Raw genomic sequence first — 16,721 nt, forward strand, 5'->3', positions numbered from 1 at the left:
AGCCGGGCCGCCAACGTCTCGCTTTGTTTGCAAGCGCCGGCCCTATCGCGCGCCGATAAAACAAAAACGCCGCCGCCGCGGAAGCGGCGATGGCGTTTTGGGCTGAACGGCGCGCCGTTCAAGCGTGCATATTGGCGGAGTCCAGAGTGTTCTGCAGCAAGGTGGCCACCGTCATCGGGCCGACGCCGCCCGGCACCGGGGTGATGAAGCCGGCACGCTCGGCCGCCGCGGCGAACTCCACGTCGCCGCACAGCTTGCCGCTGTCCAGACGGTTGATGCCCACGTCGATCACCACCGCGCCCGGCTTGACCCACTCGCCCTTGACGAAGTTGGGGATGCCCACCGCGGCCACCACGATGTCGGCGGCGGCCACTTCGGCGGCCAGATCGGCGGTGGCGCTGTGGCACACCGTCACCGTGGCGCGCGCCAGCAGCATTTCCAGCGCCTGCGGACGGCCGACGATATTGGACGCGCCGACGATCACCGCTTTCTTGCCTTTGGGATCGATGCCGTACTCTTCCAGCAGCGTCATCACGCCGCGCGGGGTGCAGGGACGCAGCAACGGCATCTTGATCGCCAGCCGGCCCATATTATAGGGATGGAAGCCGTCGACATCCTTTTTCGGGTCGATGCGCTCGATCACCGCCTGCGGGTCGATCTGCTTGGGCAGCGGCAGCTGCACCAGGATGCCGTCCACCTCCGCGTCCGCGTTCAAGCGGTCGATGATGTCCAGCAGCGCCTGTTGGCTGGTATCGGCCGGCAGATCATAGGCCAGCGAACGGATGCCGGCTTTCTCGCAGGAGCGCTTCTTGCTGCCCACGTAGACCGCGGACGCCGGGTCCTCGCCCACCAGGATCACCGCCAACGCCGGGGCGCGCTTGCCCGCGGCCAGGCGCGCCTGCACGCCCTCGCCCACCTTGGCGATCAGTTTTTCCGCTACCGCTTTGCCGTCAATCAGTTGTGCTGCCATGGGCCGGTTCCATAATAGAGGCTGAAAAAGAAGGCGCATATTCTCGCATTTTTCAGCCGCTTCCGAAATGCCGCTGCGCAACAAAACTTACTTAAGATCAAGATAAATAAAGGGAAGTGCCGCCCAGCCCGCCGCCCGGCCAATATCGCGCCCCTGGCCGGCCGCAATTTAATTACAAACAGGTGTTGACAGCCCAAATCGCCATCCGTATAGTTGCGGTCTCTGTCGTCGGGGCGTAGCGCAGCCTGGTAGCGCACCTGATTTGGGATCAGGGGGTCGCGAGTTCGAATCCCGCCGCCCCGACCAGCAGTAAGGCGAAGCCCGACCGAGCGCCCGTAGCTCAACCGGATAGAGCACCGGCCTTCTAAGCCGGGGGTTACAGGTTCGAGTCCTGTCGGGCGCGCCAAGTAATTGTGGTACAATGCAGTGCTTGTTTTTCAGTGGTGGATGTAGCTCAGTTGGTAGAGTCCAGGATTGTGATTCCTGTTGTCGTGGGTTCGAGCCCCATCATCCACCCCACCCTATTTCAAGTTGCCGCCTCAGGGCGTCGGCTCACCGCTTTCGGCGGTGGATGTAGCTCAGTTGGTAGAGTCCAGGATTGTGATTCCTGTTGTCGTGGGTTCGAGCCCCATCATCCACCCCAAATCTTAAAAAAACCCGGCCAAACGCCGGGTTTTTTCATTTTAGCGACTCATAAGGTCAGTTTTGGGCCTTGTCTGACAGTTCAAGCTCCGTATAATCGAATACATTTGCATGACACCGCTTGACTGACGACGACACCCACCACCATGACCACCATGCAGCCGATCAAGCGCCAGACGCTCACCAGTGCCGTAACCGAATCCCTGCGCCAGCGCATTCTCTCCGGGGAGTTCGCCGATGGCCAACAACTGCGCCAAGAGGCGCTGTCCAATGAATACGGCGTCAGCCGGGTGCCGGTGCGCGAGGCGCTGCGCCAGCTGGAAGCCGAAGGCCTGATCCAGATCATCGACCACAAGGGCGCGCTGGTGTCCAAGCTGTCGCTGGAAGACGTGCTGGAGCTGCTGGAAATCCGCGCGATGCTGGAAGGTTCGGTGCTCAAAGCCGCCATCCCCTGTCACACCAAGGCCGATCACGATCTGGCCCAGCAAACCCTGCGCGAATTCGAACAAGCGCTGCGCAACAACGACGTGCGCCACTGGGGGGAATTGAACTCCCGCTTCCACCTGGCCTTGTACCGCGCCGCCAAGCGGCCCAACACGCTGGCGCTGATCGAGCAGCTGCACAACAAGACCGACCGCTACACCCGGATGCAGATCCTGTTCACCCGCACCATGGAGCGGGCGCACGAGGAGCACAGCAAGCTACTGGAGCTGTCCCGCCAGGGCAAGGCCGACGAGGCGGCGGAATTCATCCGCTTCCACATCCTGTCCGCCGGCCACGCGCTGGAAGACTATCTGCGCGGACAGAGCCAGCAAGCCGCCCTGAGTTGAGGCCGCTGCGCGTTCAGATTTTTTGAATCTGACGCGCAATTCTTTGCGCTATCAAGCGCGTCGGCGGCGCGCAATAATCCGGCCATGTAAACCGCCGGACGCCAGTCCGGCCCCACAGGGAGACATGGCCATGCAACACCCATTCATCAGCCGGGAAGCGGAAGGCCTGGTCAACGGCCAGGCGGTGTCGGACGGCGCAGGCGTGCGCCTGCTGCGCGTGCTCGGCTCCGATCTGCAAAGGCGGCTGGACCCTTTCCTGATGCTGGACGAATTCCGTTCCGACAATCCCGACGACTATATCGCCGGCTTTCCCAGCCATCCGCACCGCGGCTTCGAAACCATCACCTATATGCTGGCCGGCCGCATGCGCCACCGCGACAATACCGGCCAGGAAGGCCTGCTCGGCCCCGGCGGCGTGCAATGGATGACCGCCGGCCGCGGCATCGTGCATTCCGAACTGCCGGAACAAGAGGATGGCCTGATGCACGGCTTCCAGCTGTGGCTGAACCTGCCGGCGGAGCGCAAGCTGTGCGCGCCGTGGTATCGCGACATCCCCGCCGCCGAGATTCCGTCTGCGCCGGCCCAAGGCGAGGCGCGACTGATCGCCGGCCACTGGCGCGGCCAGGCCGGCGCGGTGGAACGCGAAGCCACCGAACCGCTGTACCTGGACCTGCGTCTGGACGCCGGCAGCGAAGAGACGCTGGAAATCCCCGCCGGCCACAACGCCTTCCTCTATGTTTATCAGGGTGAGATCGCCGTCGGCGCGCAACAGCGCGGCGTCAAGGCAAGACAGATGGCGGTGCTGGACAACCGCGCCGACAGCGACGGCGTCAGCCTCCGCGCCGCGGCCGACAGCCGCTTGCTGCTGATTGCCGGCAAGCCCCTGGGCGAACCCATCGCGCAATGGGGCCCCTTCGTGATGAATACGCGCGAACAAGTGGAAGAAGCCATAGCCGATTTTCGCGACGGCCGCTTCTGACCCTCAAACCCTAAGCTGGAGCCGCCATGCCGCTGCTTACCCAAACCATCGCCAGCCAGGGCCGCGACATCGGCTTTCCGGTGCGCCGGCTGTTGCCCACCCGCCAGGCGCGCCGCGTCGGCCCCTTTGTGTTTCTCGATCACATGGGTCCGGCCCGTTTCGCCGCCGAAGGCAGCGCCGGCGATGTGCGGCCGCATCCGCACATCGGCCTGGCCACCGTCACCTATCTGTTTTCCGGCGCGATGATGCATCGCGACAGCCTGGGCACGGTGCAGCGCATCGCGCCCGGCGCGGTCAACCTGATGACCGCCGGCAGCGGCATCACCCACTCCGAGCGGGTGCCGGCCGACATCCGCCAGCAAGGCGTGGCGGTGGAAGGCATGCAGCTGTGGCTGGCGCTGCCGGATGAACAGGAGGAATGCGAGCCGGCCTTCGCCCATTACCCGGCCGAGGACTTGCCGCGCTGGAACCAAGACGGGGTGGAACTGAACCTGCTGATGGGCGAAGGCTGGAGCCGTCGCTCGCCGGTCGCCTATCCGCTGCCGGTGTTCTACGCCAGCGCCGCCATGCCGGCCGGCGCGCGCTTGGCGCTGCCGGAAGGCGTGGACGAACTGGCCGCCTATGTCGCCGCCGGCGAACTGGACGTGGACGGCGCCGCGCTGAACGCCAACGAATTGGGCCTGCTGAGAACCGGCCAGGGCGGCGAACTGATCGCGCGGCGCGACAGCCGGGTGATGCTGCTGGGCGGCACGCCGCCGGCCAGCCCGCGCTATCTGGACTGGAACTTCGTGTCCAGCCGCCGCGAGCGGCTGGCCCAGGCGCGCGCGGACTGGATCGCCCAGCGTTTCCCGATGGTGCCGGGCGAGACCGAGTTCATTCCCTTGTGAGAGCGGCCGGCTAAAAACAAAACCCCCGCCAGTTGCCCGGCGGGGGTTTTCGCTTGGATCAAGCGTCTTACTTGCTCTGGATACCGCCCTTCACCACGGTCGGCGTATTCTCATGCTCGGCGCGGATCAGCGGCGCCTTGCCGGAAGTCACGTCGCTGACCGCCTGCTTCAGGATGCCTGACGGGGTGCTGTTCAGCTTGACCCCGCCGCCGCCGTTGTAGCGCTCGGTGGCGATGTCGGCGGTTTCCACCTTGGAATCGCCCAGGTCCACCTTGCCGTTGGCGGACGACACGGTCGCGCCGGTCAGCTGGGTCTTGCCGCCCACTTGCAGGGTCACGCCGTCGGCGCCGGCGATGCCGGTAACGACGCCCACCGAGTTGTCGCGCTTGACGCTGACGTCCACGTCGGCCTTCAGCTCGGTGCCCTTGTCCTGGGCGTTCAGCAGCTTGTCCTTCAACGTGTTGCCGCCTTTGCGCGCCAGCGTGTCCAGCGTGCCGGACTTGGCCGGGCCGGAGGTCGGCTGCTCGGGCAGGGTGACGGTTTCGCTGTTGGCGTTGAAGCTCACCGCATTGGTGGTGTCTTCCTTCAGGCCCTTGTTGAAGGCCAGGCTGTCATACTTCTCCTTCACCTTGTCGGACGCGGCGTTGACCAGCTCGGCGCCCTTCTCCTTCACCTTGTCCTTCAGCGGACCAGCCTTGTCGGCGGCCTGATCGACCAGGCTGGCCTCCTTGCCGTTGGAGCTGTTGACGCCCAGCGCCACGTCCACCTTCACGCTGTTGTCGCGATCCTGACGGCTCTCCAGCGCCAGCTTGCCGCCCACCTGGCCAGTGACGGTCTTGCCGCTGACATTGGCGCCGGCCAGGGTGGCGTTGCCTTCGGCGTTCAGTTCCACTTGCTGCTTGGCGGTCACGCTGGCGTTAGTGTTGCTCAGCTTGTCCTGCTGATCCACCTTCACCTCCAGGCCGGCCTTGATGTCGTGCACGTTCTTGGTGCTGTCAGGTTTGATCTGGCCGTTTTCCTTGTCGCTGCTGGCCTTGTTGCCGCCGCCGATATTGCCGGCCACGCTCCAGTTGTTGCGTTGGCTGCTGGACTGCGCCGACTCCAGGCGGATATCGCCCTGGCTGTCCAGCTTGGCGCTGTCGCCCTGCACCTGAGTGCCGCTCAGGCGGATGCCGCCGCTGCCGGCCGCTATGCTGGCCTTGCCGCCGCTGACCACGCTGCCGCCGGTCTGGCTGCGGCTGGACTCGTCGGTGCTGGCGTAATTACCGCCGGCCCCCACATTGAAGCCCTTGCTCGCCTTCTCCTGGCCATTGCTCTGGCTGCCGCCGGCCTTGAGATCGAAGCCCCACTGGCTGCCGGACTTGTCGGCGCTGGATTCGGCGGCCTTGAACTCCACCTTGTCACCCTGCAGCGTCACGTCGCCGCGGCTGGCGATCTTATCGCCCTGCAGACCCAGCTTGCCGCCGGCCGTCAAGCTCACGCCGGCGTCGGCGTCCACGCCGCCGGTCACGGCGGTGCTGGACTTGGCTTGCTGCTTGTCCACGTTCACCGCCACCGCGCCGCTGCCGCCGACATTCTTGCCGCCGCCTTCGATCGGGCTGGTGGTGATGGCCAGATTGGCCTTGCCGCCCACGGTGCGCTGCTCGCTGCTGCTGCTGTTGTTGGCCTGGCTGAAACTCAGATCGCCGCCCGCGTTGACGCTGGCCGCGCCCTTGCCGCCGGCGATGGCCACGCCCTGGTAAGCGGCGTTGTTGTCCACGTCCACCTTGACGCCGTTGCCGGCGCGGATGCCGCCGGTGACCGCGGTGGAGCTGGACGAGGCGCTCGTCACCGTGCTGCCGCTGCCGGCCGCCTTGACGTTCACATCCTCGCCGGTGGTGGTGTAGACGCGCACGCCGACATCCGCCTCGGTCTTGCTGCCGCTCTGGCTCTGGGTATTGGCCGCGGCGCTGAACTGATGGCTGTCCGCCTTGATCTCCACCGTGTTGCCGGCCTGATACTGGGTGCCTTGATCGCTGAGCCCGGCCTTGGCGTCCACCTTGATATTGCCGCCGTTCAGGCTGCTGGCCTGCGCGGTGCTGGATTGGCGGGTCTCCGAGCCGACGCCGGCCTTGACGCCGACATCCACGCCCAGATTGGCCGCGCCCAGATCGCCGGCGGCGCCGGCCGCGCCGATCACATCGCCCTTGGCCACCTTCTCGCCGGCCGCCACCAGCGGACGGGTCACGCCGCTGTAATCGGCGTTGACGCCCACTTCCACGCCCCAATGACTGCTGTCGGAGGTGGTTTTCTGGCTGCTGTTGGCCGCCTGGTTGTCGATGCGGCCGCCGGCCAGCTTGATGTCGCCATCAGCCTTGACCTGGGCGCCCTGGTTGCGGATGTCGCCGTCGCCGTTGCCGGCGACGATGCTGACCCCGCCCTTGGAGTTGATCGCGCTGACCTGGGCCGTGCTGCTGTCGGACTGGCTGCGGCTGTTCTTCTGGTCCACGCCCAGCGCCACCCCGGTCTTGTCCAGGCCGGCGTCGATATAGAGGCCGCCGCCGGTGACGCTGCTGCTCTTGCTTTCCTTCACCGTATCCTGCGCCGCGTTCAGGCTGACGTTCTGGCCGCTGAGGGCCGCGCCGCCGGCGCCGGCGTTCAGCTTGGAGCCGGTCACGGTCAGATCGCCCTGGGCATTGAGCGCCACCTTGTCGCCGGACAGCGTCGCCGCCTGGTTCTGGGTCGCGTCGCGGTCCACGCTGCTGCTGCTGTGCTCGATGCGCACGCCGCCGCGGTACTGCTTGTCGCCGGTGATCTCGCCGACGCCGCGCAGCGCCAGCTCGGTGTCCTTGCTCTCTACCTTATCGCGGGTCTGCGACGCCGCCACCTTGATGTCGCCGTTGGCGGCCACGTTCAATTCGCCGCCTGCGCGCACCTGGCTGCCGCTGATCGCCACGTCCTTGGCGGACTGGATGCTCAGATTGGTGTCGGACTTCAGCTCGGCGTTGACCGCCTGCTGCTGGCTGGCATTGCCCTTGCTGCTGCTCTTGGTGATGTTGAAGGCGGTGCCGCTGCGCTGATCGGTGCGGGTTTGCGATTGGTTGACCACGCTGTCGATGCTGATGTCGCCGTTGCGGCTGATCGCCACCGCGTCCCGCTCGCCGCGGGCGCGGCTGCCGGCGATGGCCACGCTGTCGCCGCGCAGCGTCAGCTTGCCGCCGGCGGTCAGATCGCTGCCGGTGTTGACGGTGTCGGTCTTGCCGTTGTCGCGGTTGCCGCCGCCGCCGATGCCGCCCCAGTACACCTGGTCGTTGCGCTGGCTGTTCTGGTTCGTCGTCTGCTGCACGCCCAGGCCGAGCGCGCCGCCCGCGTCCAGGGAGGCGTCGCGGCCGGCGGCCAGCTTGGCCGCCTTGGCGTCGATGTCGCCGCTGGCGCGGATATCCAGATCGCGGCCGGCGCGCAGCTGGCTTTGCGCCAGGCGTTGCTCGCTGGACGCATGGTCCCAAGAGCCGGTTTCCAGGCTGGCGCCGTCGTTCTTGCGATTGCCCCTATCGCTGCGGGTATCGGTTTCCGTCACGCCGCTCAGCTTCACGCCGCCGTCGGCCTGCAGGCGGATGTCCTGGCCGGCGCTGACGCTGCCGCCGCGGATGGCGATCTGGCCGCGCGGCTGCGCGCCGTCCACCGCCTGGTTGTCCGCCGCCGTCGCCGCCGCGGTCAGCGTGGCGTCCTGCTCGGCGCGGATGCGCACGCCTTCCTGACGCTGGCTGGTTTCGCTTTGGTCGCGGTTATAGGCCCAGGAGTTTTTCCAGGCGTGATTGCTGTTGCTGGACGCGCTGTCCGCCACTTGGCTGTCCAGCGTCAGATCCTTGCCGCTGAGCGCCACATTGCGGCCGCTGATGTCGGTGGCGGCCAAGGTCGCCGCGTCGCCGGCGCTGAGGCTCACATCGTCGCGCGCGCTGATGACGCTGCGCTTGATGCGGGTATCGCTGCCATTGCTGGCGGTATTGCTTTCACCGGTTTTCCAGATGAACCAGCTCTCATCGTGGCCGCTGTCTTGGGTGGTGGAGGTTTCCGCCCGGCCGCGGCTGTCGATCTGGCGCGCGACCAGGGCCACCTTGCCTTCGCTGGCGCGGATCTGCGCGCCTTCCAGCGCCAGTTTGCCCTGGCGCGCGTCCACCGACACTTCCTGCGCGCCGTTCAGGCTGCCGCCCACATTGACGCCGGCGCCGTCGGCGGTGCTGATGATATTGATGCGGCCGGCCTGCATCGCGCCCAGGAACACGCTGTCCAGCGAGCCCACGCCTTCCGGCGCCTTATCGCTGCGCAGCACCTTGGCGTCCTGGCCCTGGTAATCCACCAGGTTGAAACCGGCGCGGACATTAAGCTGCTCGCGCGCGGCGACATTGCCGCGCACATCGATGCGCGGCGCGATCAGGTCCAGCACGTTGACGCCGCTCAGACCGGCGCCGTTGACGCTGAGTGCGTTGCCGTTCATCGCCGCCTGCAAGGAGGCGATGGCGCCGTTTTCGATATTGGCGTTGCCCACCAGCAGCGAAGCGCGCGGGGTGTTGATGAAGCCGCAACCGCTGCAGGTGATGCCGTTGGGGTTGGCCAGCACATAGTCGGCGGCCTTGCCGAACACTTCCTGCTTGCCCAACAGCAAGGACGGGTTGCGGCTGATCACTTCGTTCAAGATCACGCTGGCTTCGCGCCCGCCCAGCAAGGCGTTGGCGCCCAACTGGCCGGCCAGCTGCGATTGGCCGCCGGCGGCGGAGTTGTTGAACACCGCGCCGGGCTTGCCGACGTTGAAATCCTGGTATTGGTTATGCGACAGGCCCGCGGCGCTGGGCGCCACGATATTGACCACCGCCGCGCCGTTGGCGGCGTTGCTCACCTGCGGCTGCGCGCCGTTGCCGCCGGCGACGATGCCGGCCGCCATCGCGGCTTCCACCGCCCAAAACGCCAGAGTCAGCGCCGCCGCCACTTTCCCCGTTACCGATAAGCCGAAATTTATTTTTTTCTTCATGATTTGAGTCCCGTTCATTCAGAGAACAAGCAGATCCGGTCCAAAACCGTCTATCCAAACACCCATGTTCCGTGGGCCTCTCCAGCCTGCCAGCCGGATCCGCCCACAATGAAACATACGTTTGATTTCGAATCTACGTCTCTTTTTAAATCAATTCAAATGAAATACTGCCAATATCGCTTAGTCGCTTTCGCAGCTAATTTCTTTCAAAAAATATTCACGACAAAAAATAAATGCCAAAAGCATCACCAGGACAGCGCCAGCTTGGCGAACAGCTGATGGCCTTCCTGCTGCCAGCCGGCGGGCTTGTACAAGGGCCGGCTGTATTCCAGGTCCAGGCTGGCCTTGCGGTAGCTGAAAGCCAGGCCCAGGCTGGCGCCGGCAATGCTCTGCCATTGCTGGACCGAGCGATGCGGCAACACCCGGCCGCCGTCCAGACCGATACGCGGCGTCACGCCGACGCCGGCCAGCTCAAAGCGGCGCGACAAGGTATTGCGCCAGGACCAGGCGGTTTCCCCGGCCAGGGTGTTGCGGCGGAAACCGCGCACCGCGCTGGCGTCGGACACGTCCATCTGCTCGACGCCGGGCAGATAATCGCGGCTGGTCTGGCCGGTCAGCGCGCTATTGAGCTGATACGGTCCGCCGGGCAGGCCCAGGCTTTGAAACCAGTTCAGCGAAGCCTTCCACTTGGTGAACTGCGGGTTGGGTCCGTCCGGCGCGCGCGGGTCCGGCGCGCTGGCGCCCAGCCAGCGCGTGCCGCGCTGCACCCCTGCATCCGCGATCAACACGCCGCCGCTGAGCAATTGCAGCCGGGACAGGCCCAGCTCGGCCACGCTCAGCGTGGGGCTGGTGATCTCGATCTCGCTGTCGAGAAAGTAATTGCGCACCCGTTTATGCGTCAGTTGCGCCGTCAGCGAGGTGGTCTGGTTCTGGCCGCGGCTCACCACCCGGTCCACTCGCAGGCCGCTCTGGGCGGTGCGGCCGGACAAATTCACCGCGTTGTGCTGCAATTGCAGCGGGTTCAGATAATCGGCGCGGCTGGCGAAGGCGCTGAACGTCCAATAGCCGTAAGGCAGGGAGTAAAACAGCGATTCGCTGCGGCTGTGCCGCACCGCGTTGTCGTTGCTGGTGCGTTGCGCCGACACGCTGACGAAATCGGACAGACCCAGCGGACTGTCCCAGGACAGGCCCACGCCGGCCTGCACCCGGCCGGTGCTGTCGCGGCCTGTGTTGTCGGCGTTGAAGTTCAAGCGCCAGGGCGCGTCCTTATTGTTGCGCAGGCTGAGGATGGAGCCGCCCACGGTTTCGCCGGGCAGGATGTCCAGCGTCGCCTTGCTGGACGGCAGGCGGTTGGCCTGGTCCAGGCCCTGGTCGGCGTCGTGGATGTTCAGCGGCCGGCCGACCACGCCGGGAAACAAGGTGGCCGGATTGCTGCGCCGGTCGTCGCTGACGATCTTCTCCACCCGCCCTTCGTGCACGCGCAAGGTCAGCACGCCCTGCTCGTCCGGCCCTTCGGCCGCCACGCGCGCGGCGATATAGCCCTTCTTCAGATAGAGCTGGGTCAAGCCGCGGCTGAAGCGGTTCAACTCTTCATTGTTCAGGCAGTCGCTGGCCAGTTCGCCCAGCGAGGCCACTTCCTTGCGGCTCAACAGCTTGATGCCGGCCAGACGCACGCCCTTGACGCGCAGGCAGTCCAGCTCGCTCATATCGGCCGCTTGCGGCCTCCGCATCATATTGCTGTCCGGCTGCATCTGCCGCAGCCGCTGCTGCTGAATGATGGCGTCGAAACGGCGGCTGTTGTCCTGCAACAGGCGCCGCGAATCGTTTTCCATTTGCTGATGCATGCTGCCAGACATGCCGGGCACTTCCGCGGCCTGCGCCGCCACGCCCCAACAAACGATCCCCGCCATCCGCCAGAGCCGAGCTGGAGATGGTTTTTTATATTTAATCATCATCGGATTCGTAACTATTTTTAAATAAAGGAAAACAGAAATTCCATGACGCGTCCAGACTAATGAGAATAATTATCAAATAATGACACTATTACCCAGACTTGATGCCAGCCTTGCGGCCTTAGCGCAACATAAAATTCAATACGAATAAAAAAACCCGGCCAATGGCCGGGCTTTCCGCTTAGTCGTTTGATTCTGAAATATCTTTCAGAAGATCAGAAAAAACTTATTCGAACACAAAGTGGGCGCGCTTGATATTGCACAGCAATTCATAGGAAATGCTGCCGGCGGCGGCGGCCACCTCGTTGACCGACACCGCGTCGCCCCACAACTCCACCTCGCTGCCGATGCCGGCGGCGGGCAAGTCGCTCAGGTCCACGGTGATCATGTCCATGGACACCCGGCCGATGATGCGCGAACGGCGGCCGTCCACCGCCACCGGGCTGCCGCTGGACGCCAGCCGCGGATAGCCGTCGGCGTAGCCGCCGGCGATCAGGCCCACCCGGGTCGGCCGTTCGGTGACGAAGTTGTCGCCGTAGCCGATAGGCTCGCCGGCGGCCAGCTCGCGCACGCCGAAGATGCGGCTGCTCAGCCGCATCACCGGTTTCAGCTCATCGCCCTGCGGGAAGCCCGCCGGCAGCGGGCTGGCGCCGTAAAGCAGGATGCCGGCGCGGCCCCAGTCGCGGCGCGAACGCGGATGACACAGGATGCCAGCGGAATTGGCCACGCTCTCCTCCCCCGGCAGGCCGGCGGTGGCGGCGTCGAAGCTTTCGATCTGCGCCAAGGTCATCGGCACCGTCGGCTCGTCGGCGCGGGCGAAGTGGGTCATCTTGACGATGCTCTCCGCCTTGCCGCTGGCCTGCAAGCGCTCCCAGGCCGCGCGGTAATGCCGCGGCAAAAAGCCCTCGCGGTGCATGCCGCTGTCCAGCATCAGCCAGACTCGGAACGGCGCGGCCGGCTGGGCCTCTTCCAGCATGCGCAGCTGTTCTTCGCTCTGCACCACCAGCCACAGCCGGTGGCGCTCGACTTCGGCCAGCTCGGCCGCCTCGAACACGCCTTCCAGCAGCAGAATGGGCGCGCTCACGCCGGCGGCGCGCAGGTGCAGCGCCTCCTCAAGGCAGGCGACGGCGAAACCGTCGGCGACATCGGCCAGCGCCTGGGCGCAACGCGCCGCGTCGTGGCCGTAGCCGTTGGCCTTCAGCACCGCCAATACCCGCCCGCCGTGCTGGCGCTTGGCCAGCAGATAATTGTCGCGCAGGTATTGGGTGCGGATGGTGGCGATCAGCGGCCGCATGCTCAGGCGCCCGCCACGGCCGGCCGGGCGGCCGGCACCACCAGGGTTTCGCCCTGTTTGGCGTAGCGCTGCATGGACAGACCGTCCAGGCTGATCTCCGGCTTGGCGCCGGTGATGATGTCGGCCAGCACCTTGCCGGAGCCGGCGCCCATGGTCCAGCCCAGGGTGCCGTGGCCGGTGTTCAGCGACAGATTGGCGAAGCGGGTGCCGCCGACGATGGGCGTGCCGTCCGGCGTCATCGGCCGCAGACCGGTCCAGAAGCTGGCGGCCGGGATGTCGCCGCCGTTCGGGTACAGATCGCCCACCACCATTTCCAGCGTTTCGCGGCGGCGCGGGTTCAGCGACAGATCGTAGCCGGACAACTCGGCCATGCCGCCGACGCGGATGCGGTCGTCGAAGCGGGTGATCGCCACCTTGTAAGTTTCGTCCAGCACCGTGGACACCGGCGCGCCGGCCGGATTGGTGATCGGCACGGTCAGCGAATAGCCCTTGACCGGGTAAACCGGAATATCAATGCCCAGCGTCTTGACCATGTCGCGGGAGAAGCTGCCCATCGCCACCACATAATGGTCGGCAGTCAGCAGATCGTCGCCGACGCGGACGCCGGTGATGCGCTTGCCGTCGCTCTCGATGCCGTCCACGCTTACGCCGAAGCGGAACTCAACGCCCTTGGCGCGCGCCATCTCGGCCAGGCGGGCGGTGAACAGATTGCAATCGCCGGTTTCGTCGTTGGGCAGTTGCAGGCCGCCGGTCAGCTTGTGCTTGACGCTGGCCAACGCCGGCTCCACCTCGGCGCAGCCGTCCCGGTCCAGCACTTTGAAATCCACGCCGCACTCCTTGAGCACGGCGATATCCTTGCTGACGCCGTCCACCTGGGCCTGGCTGCGGAACAGCTGCAGCGTGCCGCCCTGGCGCGCCTCGTAGCCGATGCCGGTTTCGGCGCGCAGCTCTTTCATCTTGTCGCGGCTGTATTCGGCCAGACGCATCATCCGGCTCTTGTTCACCGCGTAAGCGTCTTCATTGCAGTTGGCCAGCATCTTGGCGATCCACTGCAGCTGGTACAGGCTGCCGTCCGGCTTCACCGCCAGCGGCGCGTGGCGCTGGAACAGCCATTTGGCCGCCTTCAGCGGAATGCCCGGCGCGGCCCAGGGCGTGGAATATCCGGGGGAAATCTGGCCGGCGTTGCCGAAACTGGTTTCCAAGGCCACGCCTTCCTGGCGCTCCAGCACCGTCACATCGCAGCCCGCCTTGGCCAGATACCAAGCCGTGGACACGCCCAGAACACCGCCGCCCAGCACGATCACCTTCATTTTCTCTCTCCGTTTGCAGCACTACATGGCTATAGTGATTTTGCGTAGTATATTAATGAAACACTGGGTTTTTTCACCAAAGTAGCGTCAGACTACAGATTTTTAAACTGCAAACTTTCATAGACATAGTGAAAACATGAAGAAAAGTTCAAGCGGCGACAAAGCGCTGGATAAAACCGATCTGAAAATCCTGCGCCTGCTGCAGAAAAACGGCCGCATCTCGATGACGGAACTCTCTGAAAAGGTGGGACTTTCCACCACGCCATGCACCGAGCGGGTGCGGCGGATGGAGCGCGACGGCATCATCGAAGGCTATTACGCCCGGCTCAATCCACACGCGATGGGCGCGGCGCTGCTGGTGTTCGTGGAAATCAAGCTGGAAGCCAAATCCGGCAATATCTTCGACGCCTTCCGCCGCGAAATCATGCGCATCCCGGAAATACTGGAATGCCACCTGGTCTCCGGCGAATTCGACTACCTGATCAAGGCCCGCATCCCGGACATGTCGATGTACCGCAAGCTGCTGGGCGACATCCTGCTGCAACTGCCCTCGGCCAAGGAGTCCAAAAGCTATGTGGTGATGGAAGAGGTCAAGGAGACCTTGCTTCTGCCGCTGGGAGAATAAATTAGCCGTTTAAAATCACACTCTTGCCTTTGATTTAAATCAAAAAAGGCTTGCATTCCCCTCCCGCCTCAGCCAAACCACAAGCAGCTGTTGCTAGCGTAAAACTACCTAGGCGGGAGATGAGGATGTTCGGCTTCATGAAGGCGGTCGACAAGACCGCGGACGCGGCGCGGCAGGTGCGCCAACTGGAAAGCGTGCTGGACCACGCGGACAATCTGATCATGCTGTGCGACACCAGCCGCGACAACGCGATCTTCTATATGAACAAGACCGCGCGCGACATCCTGAGCCGGCATCGAGAAATGATGAACCAGAAATTCCGCGCCGGCGTCGACGTCAACCACGCCCACGGCCACAGCATCCACCAATTCCACCGCGATCCGGAGTACAACCGCCGCATCCTGGCCGACCTGGCCAGCCGCAAGATAGACCAACATATCGCGATGATTCCGGTGGGCGAAGTCATGTTCAAGACCAAGGTGTTTCCGATCTGGGACTCCGCCCACCCCGATCAACTGCTGTGCTTCATGGCCAGCTTCCAGGACGTCTCCGCCGAAATGCTCGCCCAGCAATTGCAGGACCAGGGCAATCAGCGCCGCGACTTCCTAGAGGTCCGCATCAACGAGTTGTCCGAAAACATGCAGGCGATGAGCGCCACCATCCAGAATGTGGCGGTGCAAACCGCCGCCGCCTCCGAATCCTCAGAGCTGATGCTGGGCGAGGCCAAAAAGAGCATGGCCATCGTCAGCGACACCAATCAGGGCATGCAGCAGGTGGGCGCCATGGTGCGCCAGACCGCGGACAGCCTGGTCTCGCTGGGCCAGCGCTCGGAAGCCATCGGCCACATCGTCAACGTGATCAAGGACATCGCCGATCAGACCAACCTCCTGGCCTTGAACGCGGCGATCGAGGCGGCGCGCGCCGGCGAGATGGGCCGCGGCTTCGCCGTGGTGGCGGACGAAGTGCGCAAGCTGGCCGAACGCACCACCAAGGCCACCCAGGAAATCGGCGACATGATCCGCGCGATCCAGGGCGAGGTGCAGCAAAACGTGCGCGCCATCGAACAGGGCCGCGAACAGGTTCAAACCACGGAAAACGACTTCCAGCGCGCCGAGGGCGCCCTGCAAACCATCGTCGGCGAGATCAACACCATGCGCAATTTCGTGGTGGAAATCGCCAACGCCTCGGAAGAACAGGCCGCCACCTCGCAGGATATCGCCGATAAGCTCAGCGACATCACCCGGCAGGACTGAAGTAAAAACGCTTCACAAGCAAAGGATGGGGCGGAATAATGAAACGCTCCACCCTTCGCTTCGAGGCCAGACATGAGCTTAGCGTCCGTCCAGGCGTTTTTCGCCGCCCGTCAGCTGGACATCCCCATCATAGAACTGGAAGTCAGCACCGCCACCGTGGCGGAAGCCGCCGCCGCCCACGACGTGGAGCCCGGCCGCATCGCCAAGACCCTGGCCTTCCGCCTGAACGACGGCCGCGACGTGATCCTGGTGGCGCGCGGCGACGCCCGCATCGACAACCGCAAGTTCAAGGACGCCTTCGGCAAGGGCAAGATGCTGCCGCCGGACGAGGTGGAGGCCATCACCGGCCACCCGGTGGGCGGCGTCTGCCCATTCGGCCTCGCCACCGAGCTGCCCGTCTATCTGGACGTGTCGCTGCAGGCCTACGACGAAGTGCTGCCGGCCGCCGGCGCCGTCCACAGCGCGGTGCGGCTATCACCGCAGCAGCTGCACCACATCACCCAGGCCGACTGGGTGGATGTGTGCCAGGCTTTTGCCTAGGAAGCGGTTTACGCTCCGCTGCGCGTCATGAAGCGCAGCAGACTTTGAACAGGTTCTCAGCGTTTTTTTCTCTGCTCGCAGGATCGCCTACAGGCTTTGAGCCCATGCCAAAAGCCGTTGTTTGGCGCCAAACAACGGCTCAAACTTTCCCACCGCCGGGGCGGCCCGGCTTAGCCTTGCCGCGCCAGACCAGCATGCTTAAGCCCCTTTTTGCCCCCCCAAGAACAAGCCGCACCGGCATGCAAAGGCATTTTAGGAATATTCCTATAGCGTATTTTTCACCCATCTGCTTAATGTATGCACTTTATGTTGCACGCATGGAGCCGCGTCATGCCGCCGCTAATCCTCTCCCGCCCAAGAAAGCCTCAATCAGACGTCGCCTTAGAGCCTGTTGAAAGTCTCGCGAGCAAGGGCAAGACAAGGCGAAAACGACC

Annotated in this window: 11 protein-coding genes and 4 tRNA genes; 10 read left to right on the forward strand and 5 right to left on the reverse strand. The window is 64.6% G+C overall.

Annotated elements, in window-relative coordinates; translation table 11 throughout:
* Positions 1-118 precede the first annotated feature (118 nt).
* Positions 119-970: a bifunctional methylenetetrahydrofolate dehydrogenase/methenyltetrahydrofolate cyclohydrolase FolD gene (gene folD / locus DB032_RS13635; RefSeq protein ID WP_107799967.1), complete on the reverse strand. Its 852-nt coding sequence runs from the start codon at positions 968-970 to the stop codon at positions 119-121.
* 229 nt (positions 971-1,199) lie between these two features.
* Between folD and DB032_RS13640 the strand changes: the two genes are divergently transcribed.
* The 7 genes from DB032_RS13640 (at position 1,200) to DB032_RS13670 (ending at position 4,308) form a co-directional block, all read left to right on the forward strand.
* Positions 1,200-1,276 (forward strand) — tRNA-Pro (locus DB032_RS13640).
* A 23-nt stretch (positions 1,277-1,299) separates the two neighbouring features.
* A tRNA-Arg gene (locus DB032_RS13645) sits at positions 1,300-1,376 on the forward strand.
* Between the two features lie 37 nt (positions 1,377-1,413).
* Positions 1,414-1,489, forward strand: a tRNA-His gene (locus DB032_RS13650).
* A 48-nt stretch (positions 1,490-1,537) separates the two neighbouring features.
* Positions 1,538-1,613 (forward strand) — tRNA-His (locus DB032_RS13655).
* A gap of 145 nt (positions 1,614-1,758) precedes the next feature.
* Complete coding sequence (locus DB032_RS13660) at positions 1,759-2,442, forward strand: GntR family transcriptional regulator (protein WP_107799968.1); 684 nt, start codon at positions 1,759-1,761, stop codon at positions 2,440-2,442.
* A 130-nt stretch (positions 2,443-2,572) separates the two neighbouring features.
* Positions 2,573-3,421 carry a pirin family protein gene (locus tag DB032_RS13665; RefSeq protein WP_199225894.1) on the forward strand — a complete coding sequence of 283 codons (849 nt, stop codon included), beginning with the start codon at positions 2,573-2,575 and terminating at the stop codon, positions 3,419-3,421.
* Positions 3,422-3,447: 26 nt separating this feature from the next.
* Positions 3,448-4,308: a pirin family protein gene (locus DB032_RS13670; RefSeq protein WP_107799970.1), complete on the forward strand. Its 861-nt coding sequence runs from the start codon at positions 3,448-3,450 to the stop codon at positions 4,306-4,308.
* A gap of 67 nt (positions 4,309-4,375) precedes the next feature.
* Here DB032_RS13670 and DB032_RS13675 read toward each other — a convergent pair whose 3' ends face one another.
* The 4 genes from DB032_RS13675 to DB032_RS13690 form a co-directional block, all read right to left on the reverse strand.
* Positions 4,376-9,313, reverse strand: coding sequence for a hemagglutinin repeat-containing protein (locus tag DB032_RS13675; protein WP_158274303.1), 4,938 nt, complete (start codon positions 9,311-9,313; stop codon positions 4,376-4,378).
* 245 nt (positions 9,314-9,558) lie between these two features.
* Entirely contained in the window at positions 9,559-11,169 is a 1,611-nt protein-coding gene (locus tag DB032_RS13680; RefSeq protein ID WP_158274304.1) for a ShlB/FhaC/HecB family hemolysin secretion/activation protein, read from the reverse strand.
* A gap of 322 nt (positions 11,170-11,491) precedes the next feature.
* A complete protein-coding gene (gene alr, locus DB032_RS13685) occupies positions 11,492-12,559 on the reverse strand; it encodes an alanine racemase (protein WP_107799973.1) in 1,068 nt (355 codons plus the stop codon).
* A gap of 2 nt (positions 12,560-12,561) precedes the next feature.
* On the reverse strand, positions 12,562-13,869 hold the full coding sequence (locus DB032_RS13690) for a D-amino acid dehydrogenase (protein WP_107799974.1): 1,308 nt from the start codon (positions 13,867-13,869) through the stop codon (positions 12,562-12,564).
* A gap of 136 nt (positions 13,870-14,005) precedes the next feature.
* Between DB032_RS13690 and DB032_RS13695 the strand changes: the two genes are divergently transcribed.
* From DB032_RS13695 to DB032_RS13705, 3 genes are all read left to right on the forward strand, one after another.
* Positions 14,006-14,494: a winged helix-turn-helix transcriptional regulator gene (locus DB032_RS13695; protein ID WP_107799975.1), complete on the forward strand. Its 489-nt coding sequence runs from the start codon at positions 14,006-14,008 to the stop codon at positions 14,492-14,494.
* Positions 14,495-14,619: 125 nt separating this feature from the next.
* Positions 14,620-15,747, forward strand: coding sequence for a methyl-accepting chemotaxis protein (locus DB032_RS13700; protein ID WP_107799976.1), 1,128 nt, complete (start codon positions 14,620-14,622; stop codon positions 15,745-15,747).
* 72 nt (positions 15,748-15,819) lie between these two features.
* Positions 15,820-16,287 (forward strand): YbaK/EbsC family protein, encoded by a 468-nt coding sequence (locus DB032_RS13705; protein ID WP_107799977.1) that lies wholly within the window; start codon positions 15,820-15,822, stop codon positions 16,285-16,287.
* Positions 16,288-16,721 lie beyond the last annotated feature (434 nt).

Origin of the sequence: Chromobacterium sp. Panama (genome assembly GCF_003052555.1) — a bacterium.
Taxonomy (GTDB): Bacteria; Pseudomonadota; Gammaproteobacteria; order Burkholderiales; family Chromobacteriaceae; genus Chromobacterium.